We start from the raw sequence: 25,104 nt of genomic DNA, 5'->3' as shown, positions 1-25,104 counted from the left end.
AAAACGAGATCGCAGCATGGCAACGGCGGCGAAATAAAACCCGAGACCGCATCAAATGGATGTTCACAACCGACAAAAGCACGCGACAAACTCGGCCGCGCCTATCCAACCACCGCCAAAGAGTCAAAATCACTGAGATGAACCACTAGTGCAGAGCGCCTGGGCTTATAACGTGAGGGGCGGTGATACTGATGGATTTGTGACTGCTACACTTGCTCCTTACCACCCACAGTCCGATTTGGTCGGAGCGACGGTCTCGGCGAACTGCGGATATAAGCGCTTGAACGATGCCGGCGGGCACCTCGGTATCGAATGCGCGCGCGTCGTGGACCTGAGCGACGCCGCCCTCTTCCGTGGCGCGAATGATGTCATGGAAACTACTTGGCGGCCTGAGACCAGGAATAATCGAATTTCAAAAGTATCGGGCCGACATTGACGGCTTCCGCGTGATAGCGGTCTTGTATTGATCTCGTGAGTCAGCGCCGTTACTTGCGATGAGAACTCCCGTTTTGCAAAAGCGGTAGGAAAACCTACGGCGGTGTTCACGCCGAGTACACAGTGGCGTCCGGCGCCGTTGGCTTTGCAGGGTTTGTAGGCTTTGCGACAAAGCCACAGTGAGCGTTGCGCCTCCGGTTGTCGTAGATCAGCAAAAACTGTCACCCTCTTATGGCCAGCTTAACCGGGAAGGAATAACCGAAACACCGTATCCACGGGCTCGACGATCACCGCCGGCTCGCGTAGTCCAGTAGTTTTTGTGACGGCATTGCATTTGCAGGGATAAAGAATGCCAGCTTGAGGCCATCATTGTCGATAGCGCCACTTGCAGGCGACGCACGCAGGATGAGGGGCGTCGCGCTCGCGAGCCCCTTCTCTCAGGAGCACCCGTGATACTGTCTGCTAATTGGTCAGCCGGCCTGCTTGGGACTCGGCTCGCATTTTTTGTGGCCGGAGTCGGCCTCGCGGCCTGGGCGCCTTTGGTACCACTCGCCAAGGAGCGGCTCGCGGTCGATGACCGCATGCTTGGTCTTCTGCTGCTCTGTCTCGGAACGGGATCCGTCATCGCGATGCTTTTGACCAGCGTATTGAATGCGCGGTACGGCAGCAAGCCCATTATCCTCGCGGGTGGACTTGGACTCGCGATCATGTTGCCGTGCCTTGTAATTGCCGACACACCTGTCAGGCTCGGTGCTGCGCTGTTTGCTTTCGGTGTTTCACTCGGCTCGATCGATGTAGCCATGAACATTCACGCGATTGAATTGGAGCGCGACACGGGCTGTCCATTGATGTCTGGCTTCCACGCCCAGTACAGCATTGGGGAATTCACCGGCTCTGCCGCCGTGACCGCGTTCTTGTCGCTGCAGCTTGGCCCGGTTTTTTCGACGTTGGTCTGTTCGGCGTTAATGACGATCGCTATTGTATCGGCCTGGCCGGGGCTCGCGGCTGGGTCGGGGCAGCAGGGGCCATCGTTTGTTTTGCCCCATCGCAATGTGTTGCTAATAGCTGTGCTCGCGGCTATCACCTTTCTTGTCGAAGGTGCAATGCTCGATTGGAGCGCTTTGCTTCTCGTTGAACGAGAGCTTCTCGCGGAAGCGCACGGGGGCATTGGTTGTATGGTTTTCTCAATCGCAATGGCCGCAGGGCGTCTCAGCGGAGATGCCGTGGTGGCGCGAATCGGAGACCGTGCCACATTGATACTCGGGACTCTGCCGATCGTAACAGGCTTCTTGGCTGTGGTGGCCGCGCCCGTTGCGTTGATTGCTATGGCGGGGTTCCTGCTTATTGGCTTGGGTATTTCAAATGTTGTACCTGTACTTTGTCGACGCGCCGGCAACCAGAAAATGATGCCAGCAGGCGTTGCGATCGCGGTCATCACGACAGCCGGCTATGCGGGTATACTCGTTGGGCCCGCCGGCATTGGGTTCGTCGCACACATGTTTGGCTTGCGCTTGGCGTTTGGGATGCTGGGCGCGCTCATGTCCATCGTTACGCTGTCGGCGAGGATGATGATGACAGACCATCGCTAAGGCGAACTTCATGGCAGCAGGTCTCGATCATGGCCATTCTCCTTTTCCTGCAAGTGGTTGGCTGCGTCGTAGGTAGGATACACCGCGTCACTTGGGTTCTTGGCGTCCGATCGAGCCCCGTCGTTGACAATGAACGCTTGTCAACTGCGAAGCAAAGTTGGTCATTACGTGAGCGGCAAATCCGCTAGGCTGGACATTCACCGCCGATTAGTACCTAGGATTGCCCCGTTATCCCGGACAGGCAGATCACTCTGGTGCCGTCCATCGCTGTCGGCGCGATACGCTCGGTATGCCAGCTGAATGCCGTCCTCAAGCGAGGTCGTGGCGCGCCAGCCGAGCCCGGACAGCCGCCCGACGTCGAGTAGCTTGCGCGGCGTGCCGTCAGGGCGCGACGTATCGAGTCTGATCTCACCGCGAAAACCGATGGCGGCCGCGACCATGAGTGCTAACTCTTCGATACTGATGTCCTCGCCGGTACCGATATTGATAAGTTCGGGCGAGGAATAGGTCTTCATCAGATGGATGCAGGCGTCGGCGAGATCGTCAACGTAGAGAAATTCGCGGCGCGGTGTGCCGGTGCCCCAGACCACCACGCTCTTCGCGCCTGCGACTTTTGCCTCATGGAAACGCCGGATCAGGGCGGCAACCACGTGGCTCAGCTCGGGGTGATAATTATCGCCGGGGCCGTACAGATTGGTCGGCATCACGCTGATGAAGTCGCTGCCATACTGGCTGCGATATGCCTCCGCCATCTTGATGCCGGCGATCTTGGCAATCGCATAGGGCTCGTTGGTCGGCTCCAGCGGACCTGATAGCACGGAATCTTCGCGCAAGGGCTGCGGCGCCAGCTTCGGATAGATGCAGGACGAGCCCAGAAACATCAGCTTCTCGGCGCCGTTCTGATGCGCGGCCTGGATCACGTTCGCGGCAATCGCGATGTTGTCGTAGATGAACTCGGCGCGCAGCGTGTTGTTGGCGACGATGCCGCCGACCTTGGCCGCTGCGAGGAAGATCACCTGCGGCCGCGTTTTCGCGAACCAGTCGAACACGGCGGCCTGGTTGCAGAGATCGACCTCGCGCCGGTCGACCGTGACGAGCCGCACGTCCTCCCGCGCCAGCCGGCGCAGCAGCGCGGCTCCGACCATGCCGCGATGGCCGGCGACATAGACGCTCTTGCCCTTCAGCTCAAACGGTGCGTTTGCCACTGCCAGCGTCCCGTTTTGCCTCGGCCAGATCGCTTGCCATCATCTCCTCGACGAGCTGGGCAAAGCTGCGCTTCGGCGTCCAGCCGAGCACCTCGCGCGCCTTGCTGGCGTCGCCGACGAGGAGATCGACCTCGGTCGGACGGAAATAGGTCGGATCGATCTTCACCACGATCTTGCCGCTCGCCTCATCGACGCCGGTCTCCTCGACGCCCTTGCCGCGCCAGGCGATGCGGCGGCCGACATGGGCAAAGGACAGCTCGACCATCTCGCGCACCGAGCGCATCTCGCCGGTGGCGAGCACGAAGTCGTCGGGCTTGTCGGCCTGCAGGATCCTGTGCATGCCCTCGACATAGTCCCGGGCATGGCCCCAGTCGCGCTTGGCTTCGAGATTGCCGAGATAGAGCGTCTGTTCCAGCCCGACCTCGATGCGCGCGACGCTGCGGGTGATCTTGCGGGTCACAAAGGTCTCGCCGCGGATCGGGCTCTCATGGTTGAACAGGATGCCGTTCGACGCGAACATGCCGTAGGCTTCGCGGTAGTTCACCGTGATCCAGTAGCCGTAGAGTTTTGCAACGCCGTAGGGCGAGCGCGGATAGAACGGCGTCGTCTCCTTCTGCGGGATCTCCTGCACCAGGCCGTAGAGCTCGGAGGTCGAGGCCTGGTAGAACCGCGTCTCCTTCTCCATGCCGAGGATGCGGATCGCTTCCAGGAGGCGCAGCACGCCGATGGCGTCGGCGTTGGCGGTGTATTCCGGGCTCTCGAAGCTGACGGCGACGTGGCTTTGAGCTGCGAGATTGTAGATCTCGGTCGGCCGGATCTGCTGCACCAGGCGGATCAGATTGGTTGAATCCGTCATATCGCCATAGTGCATCAGGAACGGCACGTTGCCGACATGCGGGTCCTGGTAGAGGTGATCGACGCGCGCGGTGTTGAACGAGGACGAGCGCCGCTTGATGCCGTGCACGACATAGCCGAGACCGAGCAAATACTCGGCGAGATATGCGCCGTCCTGCCCGGTAACGCCCGTAATTAGCGCAACGCGCCGCTTTGAGTCCTGAGCCGCCATGGTCTCTCTTAGTTGCGCCGCAAAGAGCCTCGCTGTGAAACACCATTGCGAAGCCGTTTCTCGATAAAACTAGATGTGCACGCGCGCTCCACCCGCAATTAAAGGAAAACGATCGTTAGCTCCAGTCATACACACCATGCAGGAATGCACACTATATATACATTGATTTATATTTGGACTAAAGGATGCCAACACATTGAGCGTCAAAAATGAAGCCCAGCAACCCTAGCAGCGCGATAGTCCTAAGGCGAGATGGATGGCAAAACGCCCTTACGCGCGCCCGAGGCGTACTTGCCCCTGGGCGATGTTTCCAATGAGATAGAAGCGACGGTCTGTGCTCCTTATCTATCCTCAGGTGCATGTGTGCATTCGCGTGGTCTGGCCATGGCGTGGGAGAGCGACGAGCTGAGGTCGCATTCAATGCATTTGTCGGAATGACGGCATGCAAGCCAGCACACAGCCAAGCCTGCTCATAGAGCCGCAGTCTACAAAGCGCTGTTAGCTTCGGAACAGAACCCGCAGTCTTGTAGGTCGACTCATCAACCATGATCAGCGCCGTTGCCAATATCCAACTCGCGGCAGGCAGTGGACGGTCGACGCGAGACAAAGTGAGAAAGAGTAGCAAACGTTGGTATAGATCGTCGAACGTTTCGATATCGAGAGCTTACTTTCGTACAATGGAGCTTCGACGGCAATCCTTTAACCTTGACCGAGCGTAAGTTGCCTCGGTTCAGTATGATAAGTCTCTTAAACCCGCGCCGGAAAAATTATCTCCAGTAAGACAGGACAGTTAAAGCTGGAGCTGCCGCTGTTTGTACTCGATCGGCAGCCAAAAGCGGAATGTAGCCGGGCGAAGCGATGATGGCTGAAAGAGATCTAACTCACGCTTGTGAATGCGGCGGTGATACAGGCGGCCGCGAAAACCGAACTTGACACCTGTTACCATCGGGCAAGCGAATTTCATGACCGGGTTCCTGTAGGGGAGGTCGGACTCCTTAAACTTGGGCTGCATTGATCGATATGTGTGGAATTGTTGGCATTTTGGGGCGTGGTCCGGTCGTTGGGCAGTTGGTCGCGTCGCTCAAGAGATTGGAATATCGTGGCTACGACTCCGCGGGCCTCGCGACTCTCGAAGGTCTCCGTATCGAGCGCCGCCGCGCGGAAGGTAAGCTGAGAAACCTTGAGGAGCAGCTGCGCTGCTATCCGCCGTCGGGTCATACCGGCATCGGTCATACCCGCTGGGCGACTCATGGAAAGCCGACCGAGAGCAATGCTCACCCGCATGCGACGGAAAATGTCGCGGTCGTTCATAACGGGATCATTGAGAATTTCCGCGAGCTGCGAGCCGAACTGGAGCGGAATGGAGCCCATTTTAGCTCAGAGACAGACACGGAGGCGGTGGCGCATCTCGTCGAATCTTATCTCGAGAAGGGTTACTCGCCGCAGGATGCGGTACAAGCGTCGCTGCCGCGGCTGCGCGGTGCCTTCGCGCTGGCATTCCTTTTCAAGGCCCACGATGATCTTTTGATCGGTGCGCGTAAGGGGTCGCCCCTTGCGATCGGACATGGTAACGGCGAAGTGTATCTAGGATCGGACGCGATCGCGCTCGCGCCCTTGACCGACACCATCACCTATCTTGAAGACGGCGACTGGGCCGTGCTTACGCGCACGACGTGCGTGATTTATAGCGCAGACGGATCTGTCGTCGAGCGGGAAACATCAAAGTCTGGCGTATCGTCACTCCTTGTGGACAAAGCGAATTATCGCCACTTCATGGCCAAGGAAATCCACGAACAGCCGACAGTGGCCGGCAAGACATTGGCGCATTATCTCGACATGGCGGCCAAGCGCGTCGCCCTGCCCCTCACATTGCCGTTCGACTTTAAATCCATTCAGCGCATCTCAATTACCGCGTGCGGCACTGCAAGCTATGCCGGGCACATCGCCAAATACTGGTTCGAGCGGCTGGCGCGCTTGCCTGTCGAGATCGATGTAGCCTCCGAGTTCCGCTACAGGGAGGCGCCTTTGCGCCGGGGCGATCTCGCGATCGTCATCTCGCAGTCGGGCGAAACCGCTGACACGCTCGCTGCGTTGCGATACGCCAAGGACCAGGGCGTGCACACGATATCTGTGGTCAATGTCCCGACGTCGACGATTGCGCGGGAGAGCGAATCCGTTCTGCCGACGCTGGCGGGGCCAGAAATCGGCGTCGCCTCCACCAAGGCATTCATCTGCCAGCTGATGGTATTGGCCGCGCTTGCCATCGCAGCGGGCAAACAGCGCGATAAACTGTCTGAGATCGATGAATCGAAGCTTGTGCGTGAGCTTATCGAAGTGCCGCGGTTGATTGCTGCGGCCCTGTTGATTGAGCCGCAGATCGAGAAGCTCGCGCGTTATGTCGCCGACACAAGGGACGTGCTCTATCTCGGTCGTGGCACATCGGCCCCCCTGGCGCTGGAGGGCGCACTCAAGCTGAAGGAAATTGCCTATATCCACTCAGAAGGTTATGCGGCCGGCGAGCTCAAGCACGGACCGATCGCATTGATAGATGAGGCAGTGCCTGTGGTGGTGATCGCGCCTTATGACGGGGTCTTCGAGAAGACCGTCTCGAATATGCAAGAAGTTGCGGCTCGGGGCGGCAAGATTATCCTGATCACCGATTCGAAGGGGGCTTTGGAAGCGACGGTGGACACACTCATGACCATTGTGCTGCCGGAGATGGTCGCAAGCTTTACGCCGATGGTCTATGCCATTCCGGTTCAGCTCTTGGCTTACCATACCGCGCTCGTAAGGGGCGCGGACGTGGATCAGCCGCGTAATCTAGCAAAATCGGTGACTGTGGAATGAGGCGGCAATGTTGTATTGGAGCATTGAGGCCACTAATGGAGTGGGCGAGCTCAAGGAGAACGATCCCAGTATCAACAGGTCAATCATAGACCGATCCAGCTCGATGAGCAGAGTCAGTCCTGCTTGCGTCGTAATCGTCAACCAACCAACGCCAATGGGGGCGAGCGTTACCTTCCTGTCGTTCGAGCGGAACGGTCGATAATAAGTGGGAATTGCGGACAATGGGAGGTCCAAGTCGGCTCTCGGTTACCCAGCCTGCTATCTGCTTGCAGGGCGAAATCAGCCTATAGCTCGGCGCACAAAAGTGACTCTCTAACTCATCCTCCCACCTTGCCGAAGCCGACGAGCAAGTCGGTGCACACAACAGCTTCGGGCCGCTCCGTCGCGGCTTATTCACTGGCAGCGCATACGCGCGACAACTTACTTTTCCCGATTGCCAGCATCGGCCCCATGTCGTTGAGCATGCACTTGGACCCCCGGGGACGATTGCTTAGGATTAGCAGTTCAGTTTTGTCGCTTCGATCGCGCGTAGCACCGGCTCACGCAATGTGGTTGGACCATACGCACCACCGCGGCCCTCCCAGCTGCTGCGTGTCAACAAATGGATTGTTAGAAGCTGGACATTCTCGCGCTAGTTCGAGCGCCTAAAACCGAGTGCAGGGCGGCGCCGCACCGGAAGGACGCGGCGCCCCCGGCTGTGGCGGCAGGAGAGTACGTCATTATATAATCCGGTGAAGGCCGACCCGCTCGTATAGCAGGATCGACCAGCCTTGCAGCGACGCGGGATTTAGCACGACTGGCAAATCCAGTTGGTGGGCCAGCGATCGCATCGGGTTCCTACGGGGAGCCGCAGATCTGGTTGACCAGAAGAACCGCTCCTTATTCTGGGCACGGGATTTGCTGTCCCGCTCCTCGACCGACTGCTGTCAACGCATGTCTGGGAGGGCGGCGCCTTAGGGCAGCCTCTCCATTTCTATCGTTTTGAAGCCTCGCACCGAGAGTACGAGTGTGCAGCGCAAATCTCAGGGCGACAAGCTCAACAACGTAATCGTGGCGAGGTGGCTTGCCAGGCTAGGTATCTTCCAAGGAGGAACGCGATGAATGATTGCAATGTGGCCGAAGTTGATCTTCACAACCTACAGGTCTCGGATCCGCTGATTGGGCAATGCCAGCAGCTGGTCAGGGAAGTGGCAATTCCCTACCAATGGGAGGTGCTGCCTTGCTGCCGGACGTGCGAGGGGCGAGTTCCATGGCACGGTTTTTCAGGACCGTGACGTCGCAAAATGGCTTGAGGCGGCTGCATGGTCGCTATGCCAGGCACCAAATCCACAGCTGAAGAAAGCCGTCGATGAGCTGATTGAATTGATTGCGGCCGCCCAACGCGGCGACTAGACGATCGCAATCCCGAGGTGATACCGAGTCACGCGGTAGAGAACTTCCGCCTCTGCACAGTTTTCGGCCCAGAGCGCGATCAGTTGCACGGCTATGATGGCCATCCGGAAATCGAACTTGCGTTGGCACGCCTCTACGAAGCGACAAAGAAGCAGCGATATCTCACGCTAGCCAATTATTTCGTGGAGCAGCGCGGCATGGAGCCACACTACTACGACATTGAGTACGAGAAGCGCCAGCAATCCTGCGTCCCCAAATCCGACGGCACGCCTTGGATGATAAAAGCTAAGCGTATAGCCAAGCGCACTTGCCGCTTTCGGAGCAGCGGACTGCAACCGGTCATGCGGTTCGTTTTGTATACCTCATGACGGCAGTAGCTCATCTCGCGCGTCTGCGCCAGAACGAGCAGCAGCGCCAAATTTGCCTACGGCTATGGCAAAACATGGTCCGGCGCCAGATCTATATTACCAAAGCCATCGTCTCGCAAGGCGCCGGCGAAGCGTTCAGCAGCGATTACGATTTGCCAAATGATACGGCGTACGCGGAAAGTTGCGCGTCGATTGGCCTGATGATGTTTGCGCGCCGTATGCTGGAGATGGAATTGGACGGCCGCTATGCCGACGTGATGGAGCGCGCGCTCTACAATACCGTTCTCGGCAGTATCGCGTTCGACGGGCGTCACTATTTCTATGTTAACCCGCTCGAAGTGCATCCCAAAACACTGAGGTCTAATGGCATCTACAATCACGTCTCGCCGGTGCGACGACGCTGGTTTGGCTGCGCGTGCTGTCCACCGAACATCGCACGCCTTTTCAAATCGATTGGTCATTAAATCTACACGCCCAGCATCGACGCGCTCTATGTAAATCTCTACGTTGGTAATAGGGTGGCAATATCCGTGGACGGACATGCGCTGCGGTTGCTCATAAGCGGCAGCTATCCCTGGAGAGACCAGGTGGAAATCGCCGTCGAAGCTGCGCCGCCAATTGCCCACACGCTCGCCCTGCGCCTGCCGGAATGGTGCAGCGCGCCGCAGGCGAGCGTGAACGGTGAGCCTGTGAATTGCGAGCCGCGCAAGGGCTATTTGCACATTCGCCGAACGTGGCGGCAGGGAGATCGCGTCGAACTATCGCTGCCAATGCAAGTGCGTCGCGTATAGGGCCATCCACAACTTCGCAATTTGGCCGGCAAGGTGGCCATCCAGCGTGGCCCCTTAATTTACTGTCTGGAGGAGGCCGACAACGGGACCGAGTTACACAACGTTTGGCTTAATGCAGACAGTCGGCTTTCCCTTATCGAGGGAGCCGGTCTCTTTAGTGGCGAGATCTTGCTGCAGGTCGGCGGGGCGCGGTTGCAATACACGCATTCTGAAGAATCGGCGCTTTATCAATACAACAAAGTGCTTGGACAGCTAGAACCGCAGCGGCTGACATTCATTCCGTGGTTCAGCTGGGCTAACCGCGGCGAAGGCGAAATGCGGATTTGGGTAAATGAGCGTTGACGCCGAACGCGCGGTCGCGCTTCCACGAATCGACGTCAGACTACGTTTCTGGGGCAGGCGATATCGGTGCTCAAAGTCTGGAAATCGGCCAATCTGTGGAAGGCGGCTCGCGAGCTCCACTGGAACGTTGAAAAGAAAACCCGGATATGAGACGGCCGCGGCGGAACACCGAAAAGAGCACCATCGGATTGGCGTCAGCAGGTCAATCGGCGATCAACCAAATTCCTAATAATGGAGCTTCCTCGGAGCTGTTCGCGGCCTCTCATCAAAGCCTTATGAATGCCAATGGCACGAGCGTGTGCCGCCGTGTCGTTCAGAAGGAAGCCCTATAACAAGCCAACGTGAGGGCGGCCACGTCAGGTTTTGGTAAGCCAGGCTCCCTATCAGCGCCGCTGGGCCCAACAAGCCTAAACTAGATTCGGAAATGTATGTCCGACGGGAGCACTAATCGCCATGTATAATCGGATCAATGGCTCGTCCTACTTCCAATCCCTCACTTTGCCGAAACTGATGAGCAAATCGACGCAGACAACTTTGCAGATGCGTTCGCCAATATGCGCTTAGAGGAATCTGGCTCGAGTGGCAGTTCATCTTCAGCAACGAGACCGTATTCGCTCGTTTCAACCCCTCCCATCATAGAGTTCAAGGATCGTCACTCATTCCGAAAAGCCGCGGAGGCCTATCATGGCGACGAAATCGAGTACATCGCCGACAACCCCCAAGAGTACTCCGACTTCGTGTCCGCCAAGGCAAGGCGAACTGCAGAAGTTGCCAAAGACTACGGGACAACCCGAGATTCCGAGAATGCGCGATACTTCAGCTACCAATTGGGCAACAAGAGTGTCGGACTTCTAAGAATGAAAGGCGGTGACAGCATGACCGAGTTCGACGTCAAAAGGTGGAAGAAGCTATTTCCTGGACGCCACGGGACTACCTCCACTGTGGATCTTCAAGTCGTTCATCCGCTTGTCGAGAACGCTGGCGATATCCTGCTGGAGCACCAGCTTCGAATCGGCGGCGAACAGCCGCTGCTCAATTTGCGTCCGGCTAATCCGCAAGCAAGAGCCCGTGCGGCAAAGATGGGATTCGTCGAGGTTGACGCCGACAACATGGTTCTCGACCCAGAGAAGTCAGACAAGTGGGTAAGAAATAGCGACGGCGAATGGCAGCGAAAAGGCACTGCAGCGCGGTATCTTTCCAAAGCTGACGACAGTGAAGGTAGTGATACCGAGATCCCAGCGAGCCCCTCAACATACGATTATGAGGATGATTTTATGTGACCATGGGATCACCGGTGATTGGGCCCGATGGAGTAGACTAATCTAGCCTGCTCCGGGCTGCCCTGTGTTTATAGCCGTTTCGGCTGAGAGTTCCTCTGAGTTGGCTCAGAAGACCGCCCCCAGAGTGCTCCTTGGCCTAGCGGTTGCTGAGTTATTTGAGCGTTGGAAGTAGGGGCTCACTGCGCAAGGCAATTGCGGCAATGCTCGCTGCGGCGAGGACCTGCACGGGGTGCCGCCAAAGTGCGTCCGGCCGCCGAGGGGCCGGGCGTGTTGCGCCGAGCACGTTGGAGGGCTTGAAGACAGAAGTCTTCTACAGATGACGGCCTACGAAGTAGTAAGGGCGTGGACGCCTGCCGTGAGTCGGTGGACAAAGAAATTTACAGCGAAGCGGCGCCCGATGGACAAGACGGCCGGCATGCATCAACGGACATAACGACGCCGTGAGCACGAGCATCGTTCAGAGCTCTTTCACCAGAAAAGCCTCAACACAACACGCGAGGCGGTTGTCCTGGGCGAAGCTCCGTTATGATCATCACTGCGGTCGGGCTGCGAACAGCCAATCTCTTGCTTTGTCGAGCGCTCTCGCGCCAGCTCCACTCTGCAATGGAGTATATAGCCTCGATCCAGACGAGTTGAGAAGTGCTTAGGGTCGTCGATTGCTTTGGGTGAGCATTACGTTGAACGTCGACCTACAGAATGAGTCGAGCTAGCGTGCCCTTCCGGCCCTCGCAGCGATAAGGTTGTTCTGCGCCAATGTAGCCGCCCGGCGATAGTCGGTAAAGCATGGACAAGGCGACAATTGGCCTCTCGCTCGCGTTTTAGAGCAAGTAGCGCGTTTGACCGCGAAGAAGTTGATCGGTGGCGAGATCGACGCGTGGAGCGTTTAGATCGGACATCAATTCAAGCCGCGGGTTGATTGCATCAGATGCCCCCTAGGCCGTCATACGCGTTCAGTGCGGTGTCGAGGCACTCGATTAACTCTTGTCCGGCAAAGGGTTTGGCGAGGAAGCCAATCGCTCCGGCGCCCAGCGCTGACGCGCGCAAGCGTTCGTTGGGGAAAGCCGTAATGAAAATGAATGGTGCGTCGTAACCACGTGTCCGCATCTCTGCCAACAGCTCCAAGCCGCTCATAGCCGACATCTGCACATCGGTAATGACACAGGATGTCTCGTCCAATTGCGGGGACCTCAGGAGTTCCTCGGCCGACGCAAATATTTGGGTGATGTAGCCACGCGATTTCAAAAGATTCTCTGTCGCCGCACGGACCGAGGCGTCGTCGTCAACGACGGAAATCAAAGGCGTGGACAAGACGAGCCCTCCTGAAGGGGGAATAGCGGCTGCAAGCATTAGCCACCTTCGTAGAAAAGTGGGCTCGACTGATGAAATTGTAAAATCATACGTGGGTTTTTTCAGGACGATTGGCAAGAATTCCCAGCGTCTCAGTCATTCTGATCAAGTCAGCCAGCGACCGTGCACGCATCTTCTTCATTACGTACCCCCGGTAGATCTTGACAGTAATCTCGGCGAGCCCAAGCTCGGCGGCTACCTGCTTGTTCATCAGGCCGGCAGCGACCAGTTTCATCACCCCCTGCTCGCGCGGGCTTAAGGTCTCAAATAGAGACTGCAGGTTAGCGACGATCTGCTGCGCCTCCCGTCTTTTGCGATCGCGTTCGGTCGCCGCAACCACGGCATCAAGCAGTTCCTGATCGCGAAACGGTTTGCTGAGAAAATCGACCGCTCCTTCCTTCATGGCCCTGACGGTCATGGGAATGTCGCCATGGCCGGTAATGAAAATGATCGGAATATGTATGTTCAACCTTGCTAGCTCGGTCTGGTAGTCAAGGCCGCTCAAGCCTGGCAGCCGGACATCAAGAACTAGACAGCTAATAACGTCCGGAATTGTGCTCTGCAGCATTTCGCGGGCCGATCCGAATGCAATGACCTCTAACCCTACCGATTGAAAAAGGTTCGTAAGCGAGCGACGCATGGAGATGTCATCCTCGACGACGAAGACGATCGCCTTTGTCGAGGCCTTGGCGTTGCTGCCTTCACCTGGCGAGTCAAATCGTCTTGTCACGAGACGGCCTCCTTATGCAGCGGCAGGAAAAACTGGAACGTCGCGCCCGGTCCATTTTTGTGGACCATTGACAGTCGTCCTCCATGAGCTTCCACGATCGACCGGCAGATCGAAAGACCCATTCCAAGGCCAGTCGATTTGGTGGTGAAGAAAGGATCCAAGACGCGGTCCGCGTCGTTCTCGGCGATGCCGACGCCGCAATCGGTCACGGCAAGCTGGACTTGCCCCACATCGTCCTTCGATGATTGAATCAGCAGTTCGCGCGTCCGGTCTGTAACTGCGTCCATGGCTTCGATTCCGTTCATCACCAGATTGATGATCACCTGTTGTAGCTGAATCCGATCGCCGAGGATCGTAGGCAGCCCTGCCGTCAACTCGGTTCGTAAGGTCACTCGGTGGCTCACCAGCTCTCGTGTTACCAGCGCAATGACGTCCTTAACGACCTCATTGATATCGAGCGGCACCATCTCAATCTCGCCTTTCTTCGCGAGCGCGCGAACACGACGGATCACCTCGCTTGCCCGGATTGCGTCTTCGATGATCCACTCCACCGAAGAGCGCGCGGCGGGAAGATTAGGAGCTTCCCGCCCCATCCAACCGAGGCACGCATCGGCGTTGCTGATAATAGCGGCGAGTGGCTGGTTTATTTCGTGGGCGATGGAAGTTGTCAGCTCTCCTAACGTCGTTACACGCGTCACATGCGCAAGCTCCGCCTGTGCCTTTCGTAGTTCTTGTTCGGCTTGATCGGCGCGGATGGTAGCGGTGATGTCAGTGCTAACGCCACGGTAGCCGAGAAAATTGCTCTTTCCATCGAAAAAAGGCTTGCCACTCGTGCGGACGTAGATCGGAGAACCTGTCCGATTCACGGTGCGGTAGACGAGATCCCGAAACGGAAGATGGGCCTCCAACGTCGCCCGATGCTGCCGCCACTTCTCGGGTTCCTCTTCGACGTCGCACGCAATCTCCCAGCGAAGCAGGCCCATCAATCCTGTCGCCAAAATTCCCGCAGCGCTGGTGTGCTCGGATAAGTGAGTGACCTGATGATCCGGCCCGGTCTCCCAGAGCCAGTCGGAAGCTGTTTCGGCGTAGTCGCGAAAGCGCTGTTCGCTTTCGCGCAGCGCGGCAAGTGTGTTTTCCAGGCGTTCCCTAGCTGCGTGTTGCTCGGTCACATCCATATGTGTTCCGATCAGCTCGCTGACGTTACCATCGCTGCCGACCACCACGTGCGCAACGGAGTGTATGCGTCTTATCCCGCCATCCGGTAGAAGGATACGAAAATCATATTCGAACCGCCCCTCCTTGTGTTCAATCGCCTGACGCTGCACCTCCTGTAGCCGCGGCAAGTCGTCCGGATGGATGCGCGATCGAATGGTCTCGATCGATACCGGCTCTTGTGGGCTAAAGCCAAACAAACGATCGACCTCGGCGGAGCGATACACGAAATCTAGACCGTAGACGTCCCAGGACCAACTGCCCGTGTGGCTGAGATGCTGGGCTTCGGCCAGATAGGCCTCGCTGCGGCGCAGCTGCTGTTCTGCTCGCCTCGCCGCCGTAATATCCGTAGCTGCCCCAACAAACTCGATGTCACCAGAGGCTGTCCTCGTCGCTCGTGCCTGCGCATGAATGTGCTTTACCGAGCCGTCCGGTAGCAGAACCCGGTATTCGTGCTCGAAATCGCTCGGGTCTCGCATCGCGCGATCGATAATTTCTCTAACCGAAGCCCTATCATCTGGATGCGTGCGCTCAACGACGAGCTGCGGCCCCGGTGGCACTGTCTGAGGGTCTAATTGGAAAATTCGAAATGTTTCCGTTGACCAGAAGGCCTCGCCCGTAGTGGCGTTCCAGCTGAAGCTGCCAGTGTGACTCAACTCCTGCGCCTGGGCCAGATGTGCTTCGCTCCGCTGCAGGGCAAGTTCGGTCCGCCTTCGCTCCGTGATATCTTCGCAGGCGATAAGGACAATGGGCTGCTCATCGGCCCAGAGCATGGCTTTGGCGTTTTCACGTACCCACAACACCGAGCCGTCCTTCTTAACTTTCTGGACGTCCCACGTGCGCGTTTGTCCGACATCCTCAAGGCATGTCCGAACGCATTCGCAAACGAACGCGCGATCCTCCTCAAGAAATACGTCCAGCACGGATTGACCGATCAGTTCAGCACGAGCATAGCCAAGTTGTGTCGCGCCTAATGTATTCACGTTGAGGACAGTGCCGGCTTCATCGACCATGAAGTACATGGCCGGATTGTGCTCGAAGATGGCGCGCCACCGTTTTTCGCGATCCTCCAGATCGGCCGCGCTCCGCTGAAGCTTGGCCGCAACCACACGCGCAGCCTCTCTTTCCTCGCGGAGCTTTGCGATCAGGTGGGCTCCCACAATCGAGGCAATAAAGAATGCAACAACCACCGGCAGGTCTTGGGGGTCATCGATTCGCAGGCTGAATGCCGGCGGCGCAAAGTAGTAAGCGAGAGCAGCGATGGCTACGAGGCAAAGCGCGGACGACGCGATGAAGCTGCCTATCAGCGAAAACAGCAATACCACTAACAAATATGCGAATGCCGTCGCGGCGAAATGCGCGTGAAGGTACAAGCAAGCCAGTGTTACCACGGCCAGCATTATGCTGCCGAAGGTAAACTGAAGAGCTGAACGTTCTAAGCTGCTGATCTGGCTACGCATTTTGATACCGTCCGGCTGTTCTCCGGCGGAGAGCTATAACATTTTAGGCAAAAATAGGGCAATACTCGGCACCAGCAACCCGCTGGCGAGCGCTTCCGAGATCGATTGCTTGGTGCTGAACTGAGCACGCGCCGACAAAAATTGCATCACAGACGTACGTATAGTTGTCCTAAACCTTTCAATATGGCGCGCTGACACGCCTGCAATCGATGCCCAGATGTCTGCTTTGCTCCGCTGCCGATAACTCCGGGCAGGCGCTCGAGGCTGCAGCCGAGGACAACTCCCTTACGCCAGCCGTACGAGGACAGCGGCTGCAGTTCCGTCAAGACGTTGAGCCGGAACAATCAGGCGCGCCTCGCCGAACCGGAAAGAACAAAGACAAGCTGCCGGACCACTCATCTCGCCGGTGCGATCGGTCATGCGGAAGAAAGCGCAATGGTCATGTGCCGAGATACGAAGGCGAAGTTACGCGACTGCTTTGTATGCCCGAGGGCCATCACGCCTAGGTGCCGAGAACTTGTCTCCGAGTGGTTGGCCGGAATCGAGCGCGCGCAGCGACGCCGAACCGACACTAGCGTGTGCGGGCCGCCACGGCTCTGTCGAGGTGCCATCTAATCCGTGCTGATCATACCCATCATGATCTAATGCGGCAGCGCGGACCGTAACAATATCTGGCACGGCAAAATGTCGCAGAAACGTTCAGATGGCCGGGAGCTTGACGGCGAAAGACGCACTTGAAAATGACTGTTAAAAAAGCCCCTACTCTTTTGCTCGGCGGGCATCTTTTCTGGACGGCTGCCGGGGGCGACGTGGTGCAAGGGCTACGCACTGGAGAGGGCGCGTGAAAGGTCCGGCTCGTGTCAAGTCGGGTGTCGATTCGAACTACGAGAAATGTGGCTGCGCTTGCATTCGACGCGTCTTCGAATGGCGGCGGTTAAGATCCGGAACCTTTCTCATCGTGTGTCGATAGTGGTGGAACCGTTGGGCTGGTTGAGCCGAGCTTGCAGCGTCGCGTGCTCGAGCTCGCCCTCCCACCACGATACGAACACGGCGGCGATGCCATTGCCGGTGATGTTAGTAAGGGCGCGCACCTCGCTCATGAACTTGTCGATCGAAAATACGATTGCCATGCCCGGCACCAGCGCTGGGTTGACCACCGACAACGTCGCAGCGAGCGTGATGAAGCCCGCGCCGGTGACGCCGCTTGCTCCCTTCGACGTTAGCATCGCCACGAGCAGGATCGTGAGCTGCTGGCCAAAGGTGAGATCGACCCCGAGTGCCTGGGCAATGAACAATGTCGCAAGTGTCATATAGATATTGGTGCCGTCGAGGTTGAAGGAGTAGCCAGTTGGCACCACCAGGCCGACCACGGGCTTGGAGCAGCCCAGCCGTTCGAGCTTCTCCATTAATTGCGGCAGCGCGCTTTCAGAAGACGATGTGCCGAGCACGATCAGAATCTCGTCCTTGATATAGACAATGAACTTGAAGATTGAAAAGCCGACGAGGCGCGCGATCAAACCGAGCACCACCACGACAAACAACGCCGCCGTCGCGTAAAACAGCGCGATCAGACCGATCAAATTGCCGAGTGCTGCCGGCCCGAACTTGCCGATAGTGAAGGCCATGGCGCCGAAGGCGCCGATCGGGGCCGCTTTCATAATGATAGCGATCACGCCGAACACCGCGTGCGCGACGTCGTCAATCATGCCTCGCAGCCGCTCCCCACGGTTTCCTAACGCCATCAGCGAAAAGCCGAATAGGATCGCGAACAGGAGAACCTGCAGAACATCGCCGCGGGCGAAGGCGCCGACCACGGTATCGGGAATGATGTTGAGAAAGAAATCGACAGTCTTCGAGGCTTCCGCCTGTTTGACGTAATTGGCGACCGCCGCAGCATCCGGCTTGACCGCAAGGCCATGACCGATTTGGACCAGATTGCCCATAAGAAGGCCCAACACCAAGGCAAAGCTGGAGACGATCTCGAAATAGACCAGCGCCTTGACGCCGACGCGCCCGACTTTCTTGGCATCCTGAATATGCGCAATACCAGATGTGACGGTGCAGAAAATAATCGGCGCGATCACCATCTTGATGAGCTTGATAAACCCGTCACCGAGCGCCTTGACCCAGTCGTTGGTCGCGATAGACGGCCATAGGCAACCGACCATGGCGCCAATCAAGATCGCGACCAGCACCTGCACGTAGAGAATCTTATACCAAGCTTGCGACGCGCGTGCGGGCGCCGCTGTTGCCATGGTGGTCATGACGCTTCCTTCCCGAATATACTCGAATGTGAGCCGCCGCGTCGTTGAGAGACGACGGCGTCATACGAGACTCATCATTTTAGCCGTGTCCAATTGAAGGACGGTTCCGAGAACGGGCGCGTCGTTCCAAAGGCAGGCGTTTAGTTGCGCTATCCCTTCTCGTTAAGCAAGATATGCACCAGATGCCCAAAGTGCGCCCGATTGGGCAGTCTCGGACAAACCGTCTGTCTCCGGGCGGCATCGGTTTGAGTGCTCGGTCCGCGTTCGCAAGGTCGAACAAAAAGTTGCAGCGAGACGCGTAACTTGATCGGCTGGGCGCATGAGCGGAGTCCCGTCTCGGGATGGAAGCCCGAGCGTGATCGATATGCGCCGACTGCTGAGATGGATGCAAGAGTAGATGACATTTGTAAAATTGATAGTTTGGATTGTACTCATCCACGCGATGGAAGTCTGCTTTAGGAGCTCGATTGCGCGGCCATAATCTTGAATCGATGCACTGCGTTGTCGCTAGCGGCAAAGCTCGTTCGTGCACGGGGCATTTGTCTCCATGCCTGTGCTAACGATGCGCATTAGGCAGGTTGGTCGACAGGCGGCCTTCGCTCTCGGCCCATCGCGCCTTTTGCCGCGTCGCAGAAGCAGCGTTACGATGACTACTCAGCTAGATCGTTCGCGTTGCTGCCCTAGGGCAGGCTTCCTACGATCCGCTCCATTACCGGCGCGGCGAGTGCGGCGTTTGAGCCACCAATAAGCCAAATAGGCATCTCTGGCGACGTCAAATTCTGCCGTTTCGTTGCGCGGCTGTCGCTGGCTGCTCGGCAACAAAGATGCCAGAAATCTGACATAGCGTTAGGTCCACGCCAAACGTCTCTGCGAATTTCTCCCACGTTGCGCATAGTGCCCGCACGCGGCACAGGAATTGCTGATTACGAACGAGGAGGGTGCCGCCGTCATATGGATGGAAGCGGCCCTGTCACAGGAGTTGCCGATGAGACTTGCGATGCTGCTTTTGCTCGTAGAAACGATGCGTGTGAATGTGGCGGCCGCCAGGAAGTGCGGCGCGACTAAAGGGCGATCCGCGCAACATATACGTGCAGGCGATCACTGGGCCCGTAAGACGACCTGCTTTCATTTTTGGGCTGACGCACATGGATGTCTTTTCGGCAGAGATTGCGCAATCCGTTGCGCTCACGATTGAGCTCGCCAGTGTAACGACCGTGATCCTCCTCGCGATTGGTGTTCCCCTCGCTTGGTGGCTAGCGCGCTCAAAGACTCTTTTGAGCGAGGCGGTGGCGACGCTGATCGCCCTACCGCTAGTGCTACCGCCGACGGCTCTCGGTTTTTGCGTACTCGTGTTGCTCGGGCCCAACGGACCGGGTGGCGTTCTCGCCTCTTTGTGGGGCGAGCGCACGCTCGCTTTTACCTTCGCAGGAATCGTGATCGGATCGGTCCTCTCGGCGCTGCCGTTGGTGGTGCAGCCGATCCGTAACGCCTTTGTCGCGATAGGCAATCGCCCGTTGGAAACTACGGGGCACGTTTCGTCGCTGTACGCCTTCATTACCATCAGACGGCCGCTGGCTCGATTGGAGTTTGTTAAAGCCGCCGTGGTTGGCTTTTCTCATACGATCGGCACATTTGGCGTCGTGATGATGATCGGCGGCAACATTCCTGGGCGCACCAAGGTGTTGTCAGCCTACGTCGTAGACTACGTTCAAGCATCGCGCTGGCACGAGGCGAGTGTGGTTGCCGGCGGTATGGTCATGTTCGCCTTTGCGGTAATCTTCACCTTGGCCCTCATCGACAGACACTGTGCCAGGAGAGGCACCGAACCGTCTTAGGCTTGCCGGCCGGACATATCCGATCACGAGCGAGCAGCAGTATTGCAAGCCGGATCCATCAATCCTTGCGAGGCTACAATGAACAAGCTTGTTATGGCCGTGGCGGCTGCTGGAATTGGCTTCAATTCAGTGCACTCCGCGCCTCTGCCCGAAGCGACAGCCGATGACGTCGGCGTTTCTCAGCAGCGCCTCGCCAAACTAGACGAGTTCTTCGCTCGCGAAATCGCTAGCAAACGCGTGCCGGGTGCGGTGGTTGCAATCGCCAGAGACGGCAAGCTGATTCACTACAAGGCGTACGGGCAACTCGATCCTGCAAAAGGAAAGTCGATGCGGCTCGACGCGATGTTCGCGCTTGCGTCTATGACCAAGCCGATGGTGGCCGTTGCGGGGCTTATCCTCATGGAGCAAGGTCGGCTGCCTCTACAGGCCAGGCTCACGGATTACTACCCGGAATTCGCAAACATGAAGGTGGGAGTGCCACAGCATGACGGCTCATTAGAATTTCAAACGCAGAGTTCTCCGATCTACATCCACGACCTATATCGCCACACATCCGGGCTCACCTATGGCGCGCCCCCCGACAGCTCAGACCAAGTGGCGCGTCTCTATCCCGATTTCGCCGCTCCGCCACTGAGGGGCGATAAGCAGGCGTTCATCGAAGCCATCACTAAGCTGCCGCTAGCGCACCAACCGGGGACGGAATTCGAATACGGCTTCTCGACCGATGTGCTGGGAGCTGTCGTAGAACAGGTCAGCGAACAGCGATTGGGCGACTATCTTGCCAGCAATCTGTGGAAGCCCATCGAAATGCAGGATGCCACTTTCCGTTTGTCGGAATCGCAACGAGAGCGCCTCGCACATCCATTTCCAGGCGACCCGCTGACGGGAAAGCCACAAGACATCGAGCTCCTCGAAAGTCCGACGAAGTTTGACTGCGGGGGAGCCTGCGCATTTGCGACAGTCGGTGACTACGTGCGCTTCGGACAAATGCTGCTCAACGGCGGGGAGCTCGATGGGCAGCGCATTCTCGGTCCGAAGACGGTGGGTCACATGATTTCCGACCACCTCGGGGCAGAGATCAAAAATAAGGTCGCCAATGTGGAGGCGCACCGTGCCGGCTTCGGCTTCGGGCTCGGAGTAGCTGTACGCATAAACGAAGGTCTCTCGGCGGTTCCGGGCAATCCAGGTGAGTTCACCTGGACTGGCGCCTACGGGACACAATTTTTCTGCGACCCAAAGGAGCGTCTCGTCGTGGTGGTCGGAACGGCAGCGCCAGGAGAAATCCGGAAGTATTACCGCGAACAAGTCCAATATATCGTCTATGCTGCAATAATCCGATAATCCGCTTTCCGCCGAAAGCTCGGCCAACCCTTTTGGGTGGTCGGCAGACAGTGCTGCTACTACGCATCGATCGCGCATTGCTGCGATCGGCTCGCGCGATGAACGCTCCTGTGATGGCTCTGAACGTCCAGGCTCTCGCTTACGATCCTGGAGCGATGCCGTGCAGCGAGCCGCTTTAAATCAAAGACATATTGGATCGATCAGATCTAAAGAGCGAGGGCGATGTGCGCATGGCGGCTCACATTTGCGGCTTCTCTTCGTCGCTCGACAGCCGCTTTCGTGCGGGCTGCTTGCGTAGTTACGACTACGAGCGGCGTTAACGCCCCATTGGTCAGCAATCGGCAAGTCTGATTAAGACTGGAGGGCAGTCCGGTGCCCGTCAACTGACCAATTCTATTCAACAACCCCGGCACGACACGTGAGTGTCGCGGTCGTGCAAGAGCGAGCATGACGTAGCCGCATGCAGTGGTGAACCATCGTGCTGCTCTGTCGAAGTGCTTGCAGGGACGGTAAAGCCGGACACCATTAGCATGACAGATCAATGGCGCAGTTGTGGCTCGCTGGCTGGTTTCGCCAGTCCGCAACTCCCGAAGCGCTGGCTTGGTATCTGTTAAGTGTCTCGCTTCGGTGGCTTGTTTCTTGCTGAACGTCAGTAATTCGTCACGGCCGACGACAACTTGCATGGAAGGCGTCATGGGTGGTGCAACGGAAACGTTCTACAGCGTGATCAGACGTCAGGGTATGACTCGTCGTAGTTTCCACAAATTCTGCAGTTTGACTGCCGCGAGCTTGGGACTGGGTCCGCTCGCCGCAAGCAGTATTGCCAACGCCCTGGAGACCAAACCGCGTGTGCCCGTCATCTGGCTGCACGGGCTCGAGTGTACCTGCTGCTCGGAAAGCTTTATCCGCTCGGCGCATCCCTTGATCAAGGACGTGCTGCTGTCGATGATTTCGCTCGACTATGACGATACGATCATGGCGGCGGCAGGACACCAGGCCGAAGCCATCCTGGAGGAAACTCGCGCCAAGCACAAAGGCATGTATGTGCTCGCCGTCGAAGGCAATCCGCCGCTGAACGAGGGTGGCATGTTCTGCATTGACGGCGGCAAGCCGTTCATCGAAAAGCTAAGGTCCATGGCGGAAGAGGCCATGGCGATCATCGCTTGGGGCACGTGTGCGTCATGGGGATGCGTGCAAGCGGCCAAGCCCAATCCGACTGGCGCGGTGCCGATCGATAAGGTGATCACCAACAAGCCGATCATCAAGGTGCCCGGGTGCCCGCCTATCGCGGAGGTCATGAGTGGCCTTGTGACTTTCATCACCACGTTCGGAAAGCTTCCGGAGCTCGATCGCCAAGGGCGTCCAAGTATGTTCTATTCTGAGCGCATTCACGACAAGTGCTATCGGCGTTCCCATTTCGACGCTGGCCAATTCGTCGAACAGTGGGACGATAAGTACGCACGCAAGGGCTATTGCCTGTACAAGATGGGCTGCAAGGGGCCAACCACCTACAATGCCTGTTCGGCCCTGCGGTGGAACGGCGGCATTTCATTTCCGATTCAATCCGGCCACGGCTGCTTCGGCTGCTCCGAAGACGGCTTCTGGGATAAGGGGTCATTTTACGACCGACTCACAACCATCAGGCAGTTTGGCATCGAGGAGAACGCCGACCAGATCGGCATGGCCGCTGCCGGCGTAGTTGGGCTAACCGTCGCTGCCCATGCCGCGGTCACCGCCGTGAAGCGGTTGACCCACAAGCCGGATCGCGCAGCCCAAAAAAGCAAACCGAGTTGAGGAGGGGCGACGGTGGCCGTCCAGACACCGAACGGGTTCAATCTCGATCGTTCAGGCAGGCGAATCGTCATCGATCCGCTGACGAGGGTCGAAGGCCACCTGCGTGTCGAAGCCAATCTCGATTCTGACAATGTGATCCGCAATGCGGTCTCAAGCGGGACGATGTGGCGTGGCATCGAAGTCATCCTGCGCGGACGCGATCCGCGCGACGCCTGGGCGTTCACCGAGCGGATTTGCGGGGTCTGCACCGGCACCCATGCGCTCACCTCCGTGCGCGCGGTTGAAAATGCACTAGGAATTGCGATTCCGGAGAATGCCAATTCGATCCGCAACATCATGCAGTTGTGCCTGCTCGTGCATGATCACCTCGTACATTTCTATCACCTGCACGCGCTGGATTGGGTCGACGTGGTCTCCGCGCTCAAGGCCGATCCCAAGTCGACCTCTGCGCTCGCGCAGTCTATCTCGCCCTGGCCGCTGTCGTCCCCTGGCTATTTTAAGGATTTGCAGATCCGGCTCACCAAATTCTTCGGATCAGGGCAACTCGGTCCGTTCAAGAATGGCTATTGGGGGCATCCGGCCTACAAGCTGCCACCGGAAGCGAACCTGATGGCTGTAGCGCATTATCTGGAAGCGCTGGACTTCCAGAAGGAGATCGTCAAGATCCAAGCTATCTATGGTGGTAAGAACCCGCATCCGAACTGGCTGGTCGGCGGCGTGCCCTGTGCGATCAACATCGACGGAACTGGTGCGGTGGGTGCGATCAATATGGAGCGACTGAACATCGTGTCCTCGATCATCGACCGTTCGATCGAGTTTGTCGAGCAGGTCTACCTGCCCGACATTGCCGCGATCTGCTCGTTCTATAAGGACTGGCTTCATGGCGGCGGACTTTCGAGCAAGAGCGTGATGTCCTATGGCGACATCCCCGAAAACGCAAATGACTGTTCCGCCAAAAGTTTGAAGCTGCCGCGTGGGGTCATTCTTGGTGGCAATCTCAACGAGATACTGCCGATCGACCATGGTGATCCCGAGCAGATCCAGGAATTCGTCGCGCATTCATGGTATAAATACCCCAGCGATAGCTGTGGACTGCATCCCTGGGACGGTATCACCGAGCCACGTTTTGAACTTGGGCCAAAACTCAAAGGCAACAAGACAGATATCAAGGAACTCGACGAAGGCGGCAAGTATTCCTGGATCAAAGCGCCGCGCTGGCGCGGCCACGCCGTGGAGGTCGGGCCGTTGGCGCGATACATCATCGGTTATGCACAAGACAAAGCCGAGTTCAAAGAGCCGGCCGAGAGATTGCTCAAGGGGCTCAATCTTCCCCTGACTGCGCTGTTCTCGACGCTTGGCCGTACTGCAGCGCGGGCGCTCGAATGCCAGTGGGCGGCGCATCAGATGCGTTATTTTCAGGATAAGCTGGTAATCCACATCAAGGCAGGCAATACGGCAACTGCCGATGTCAGCAGGTGGAAACCGGAAAGCTGGCACAAGGAGGCCAAGGGCTACGGGTTCAGTGAGGCCCCGCGCGGTGCGCTTGGGCACTGGATCAGGATCAAGGACGCCAAGATCGACAATTACCAATGTGTCGTGCCGACGACGTGGAACGGATCTCCTCGCGATCACAAGGGCAATATCGGCGCTTTTGAAGCCTCCCTGATCGGTACCCCGATGGTCGATCCGCAGCGGCCCCTGGAGATCTTGCGCACGATCCATTCCTTTGATCCGTGCTTGGCTTGCTCGACCCACGTGATGAGTCCTGACGGCCAGGAAGTGGCCTCAATCAATGTTCGCTAACGA

At 57.7% G+C, this 25,104-nt stretch carries 17 protein-coding genes and 1 pseudogene; 12 read left to right on the top strand and 6 right to left on the bottom strand.

Annotation, left to right across the window (positions count from 1 at the left end):
* Positions 1-887: 887 nt before the first annotated feature.
* Entirely contained in the window at positions 888-2,024 is a 1,137-nt protein-coding gene (locus AC5ZFO_RS43160; protein WP_282524119.1) for an MFS transporter, read from the top strand.
* A 197-nt stretch (positions 2,025-2,221) separates the two neighbouring features.
* Here AC5ZFO_RS43160 and AC5ZFO_RS43155 read toward each other — a convergent pair whose 3' ends face one another.
* Both AC5ZFO_RS43155 and gmd read right to left on the bottom strand, forming a co-directional pair.
* On the bottom strand, positions 2,222-3,229 hold the full coding sequence (locus AC5ZFO_RS43155) for a GDP-L-fucose synthase family protein (protein ID WP_282524109.1): 1,008 nt from the start codon (positions 3,227-3,229) through the stop codon (positions 2,222-2,224).
* Positions 3,210-4,295, bottom strand: a complete 1,086-nt coding sequence (gene gmd, locus AC5ZFO_RS43150) for a GDP-mannose 4,6-dehydratase (RefSeq protein WP_282524108.1) — start codon at positions 4,293-4,295, stop codon at positions 3,210-3,212. Before gmd ends, AC5ZFO_RS43155 begins: the two co-directional genes overlap by 20 nt.
* A gap of 1,020 nt (positions 4,296-5,315) precedes the next feature.
* Between gmd and glmS the strand changes: the two genes are divergently transcribed.
* The 7 genes and pseudogenes from glmS (at position 5,316) to AC5ZFO_RS43115 (ending at position 11,315) form a co-directional block, all read left to right on the top strand.
* Positions 5,316-7,142, top strand: coding sequence for a glutamine--fructose-6-phosphate transaminase (isomerizing) (glmS, locus tag AC5ZFO_RS43145; RefSeq protein ID WP_282524118.1), 1,827 nt, complete (start codon positions 5,316-5,318; stop codon positions 7,140-7,142).
* 1,158 nt (positions 7,143-8,300) lie between these two features.
* Complete coding sequence (locus tag AC5ZFO_RS43140) at positions 8,301-8,534, top strand: beta-L-arabinofuranosidase domain-containing protein (RefSeq protein ID WP_496123722.1); 234 nt, start codon at positions 8,301-8,303, stop codon at positions 8,532-8,534.
* Between the two features lie 17 nt (positions 8,535-8,551).
* Complete coding sequence (locus tag AC5ZFO_RS43135) at positions 8,552-8,902, top strand: beta-L-arabinofuranosidase domain-containing protein (protein WP_496123721.1); 351 nt, start codon at positions 8,552-8,554, stop codon at positions 8,900-8,902.
* Positions 8,842-9,366: a beta-L-arabinofuranosidase domain-containing protein gene (locus AC5ZFO_RS43130; RefSeq protein ID WP_496123720.1), complete on the top strand. Its 525-nt coding sequence runs from the start codon at positions 8,842-8,844 to the stop codon at positions 9,364-9,366. Before AC5ZFO_RS43135 ends, AC5ZFO_RS43130 begins: the two co-directional genes overlap by 61 nt.
* Entirely contained in the window at positions 9,367-9,693 is a 327-nt protein-coding gene (locus tag AC5ZFO_RS43125) for a hypothetical protein (protein WP_496123724.1), read from the top strand.
* A gap of 15 nt (positions 9,694-9,708) precedes the next feature.
* A pseudogene (locus tag AC5ZFO_RS43120) lies at positions 9,709-10,035 on the top strand (glycoside hydrolase family 127 protein); the annotation flags it as partial.
* A gap of 554 nt (positions 10,036-10,589) precedes the next feature.
* On the top strand, positions 10,590-11,315 hold the full coding sequence (locus AC5ZFO_RS43115; protein ID WP_496123719.1) for an Effector protein NopP: 726 nt from the start codon (positions 10,590-10,592) through the stop codon (positions 11,313-11,315).
* A 921-nt stretch (positions 11,316-12,236) separates the two neighbouring features.
* Here the strand turns inward: AC5ZFO_RS43115 and AC5ZFO_RS43110 are convergent.
* From AC5ZFO_RS43110 to dctA, 4 genes are all read right to left on the bottom strand, one after another.
* A complete protein-coding gene (locus tag AC5ZFO_RS43110) occupies positions 12,237-12,623 on the bottom strand; it encodes a response regulator transcription factor (RefSeq protein WP_282524104.1) in 387 nt (128 codons plus the stop codon).
* An 85-nt stretch (positions 12,624-12,708) separates the two neighbouring features.
* A complete protein-coding gene (locus AC5ZFO_RS43105) occupies positions 12,709-13,392 on the bottom strand; it encodes a response regulator transcription factor (RefSeq protein ID WP_282524103.1) in 684 nt (227 codons plus the stop codon).
* Positions 13,389-16,064: a PAS domain S-box protein gene (locus tag AC5ZFO_RS43100; RefSeq protein WP_496123718.1), complete on the bottom strand. Its 2,676-nt coding sequence runs from the start codon at positions 16,062-16,064 to the stop codon at positions 13,389-13,391. Before AC5ZFO_RS43100 ends, AC5ZFO_RS43105 begins: the two co-directional genes overlap by 4 nt.
* A gap of 953 nt (positions 16,065-17,017) precedes the next feature.
* Positions 17,018-18,328 carry a C4-dicarboxylate transporter DctA gene (gene dctA / locus AC5ZFO_RS43095; protein ID WP_282524101.1) on the bottom strand — a complete coding sequence of 437 codons (1,311 nt, stop codon included), beginning with the start codon at positions 18,326-18,328 and terminating at the stop codon, positions 17,018-17,020.
* 1,145 nt (positions 18,329-19,473) lie between these two features.
* On the opposite strand from dctA, the gene AC5ZFO_RS43090 reads away from it, so the two are divergent.
* The 4 genes from AC5ZFO_RS43090 (at position 19,474) to AC5ZFO_RS43075 (ending at position 25,101) form a co-directional block, all read left to right on the top strand.
* On the top strand, positions 19,474-20,163 hold the full coding sequence (locus AC5ZFO_RS43090) for a molybdate ABC transporter permease subunit (protein WP_282524100.1): 690 nt from the start codon (positions 19,474-19,476) through the stop codon (positions 20,161-20,163).
* A gap of 78 nt (positions 20,164-20,241) precedes the next feature.
* Positions 20,242-21,504, top strand: a complete 1,263-nt coding sequence (locus tag AC5ZFO_RS43085) for a serine hydrolase domain-containing protein (RefSeq protein ID WP_496123717.1) — start codon at positions 20,242-20,244, stop codon at positions 21,502-21,504.
* A 693-nt stretch (positions 21,505-22,197) separates the two neighbouring features.
* A complete protein-coding gene (locus AC5ZFO_RS43080; RefSeq protein WP_496123723.1) occupies positions 22,198-23,298 on the top strand; it encodes a hydrogenase small subunit in 1,101 nt (366 codons plus the stop codon).
* Between the two features lie 12 nt (positions 23,299-23,310).
* Entirely contained in the window at positions 23,311-25,101 is a 1,791-nt protein-coding gene (locus AC5ZFO_RS43075) for a nickel-dependent hydrogenase large subunit (protein ID WP_496123716.1), read from the top strand.
* Positions 25,102-25,104 lie beyond the last annotated feature (3 nt).

The sequence above is a fragment of the Bradyrhizobium sp. Unk1 genome (genome assembly GCF_059512345.1).
The sequence above is the reverse complement of the archived record's forward strand: the minus strand, read 5'-3'. Positions and strand labels throughout refer to the sequence as shown.

What these genes read in the sequence shown, in the direction of transcription:
- AC5ZFO_RS43085 (WP_496123717.1), top strand. Translation starts at nt 20,242, where the DNA reads ATGAACAAGCTTGTTATGGCCGTGGCGGCTGCTGGAATTGGCTTCAAT.
- AC5ZFO_RS43115 (WP_496123719.1), top strand. Translation starts at nt 10,590, where the DNA reads ATGCGCTTAGAGGAATCTGGCTCGAGTGGCAGTTCATCTTCAGCAACG.
- AC5ZFO_RS43080 (WP_496123723.1), top strand. Translation starts at nt 22,198, where the DNA reads ATGGGTGGTGCAACGGAAACGTTCTACAGCGTGATCAGACGTCAGGGT.
- AC5ZFO_RS43090 (WP_282524100.1), top strand. Translation starts at nt 19,474, where the DNA reads ATGGATGTCTTTTCGGCAGAGATTGCGCAATCCGTTGCGCTCACGATT.
- gmd (WP_282524108.1), bottom strand. Translation starts at nt 4,295, where the DNA reads ATGGCGGCTCAGGACTCAAAGCGGCGCGTTGCGCTAATTACGGGCGTT.
- AC5ZFO_RS43100 (WP_496123718.1), bottom strand. Translation starts at nt 16,064, where the DNA reads ATGCGTAGCCAGATCAGCAGCTTAGAACGTTCAGCTCTTCAGTTTACC.
- glmS (WP_282524118.1), top strand. Translation starts at nt 5,316, where the DNA reads ATGTGTGGAATTGTTGGCATTTTGGGGCGTGGTCCGGTCGTTGGGCAG.
- dctA (WP_282524101.1), bottom strand. Translation starts at nt 18,328, where the DNA reads ATGACCACCATGGCAACAGCGGCGCCCGCACGCGCGTCGCAAGCTTGG.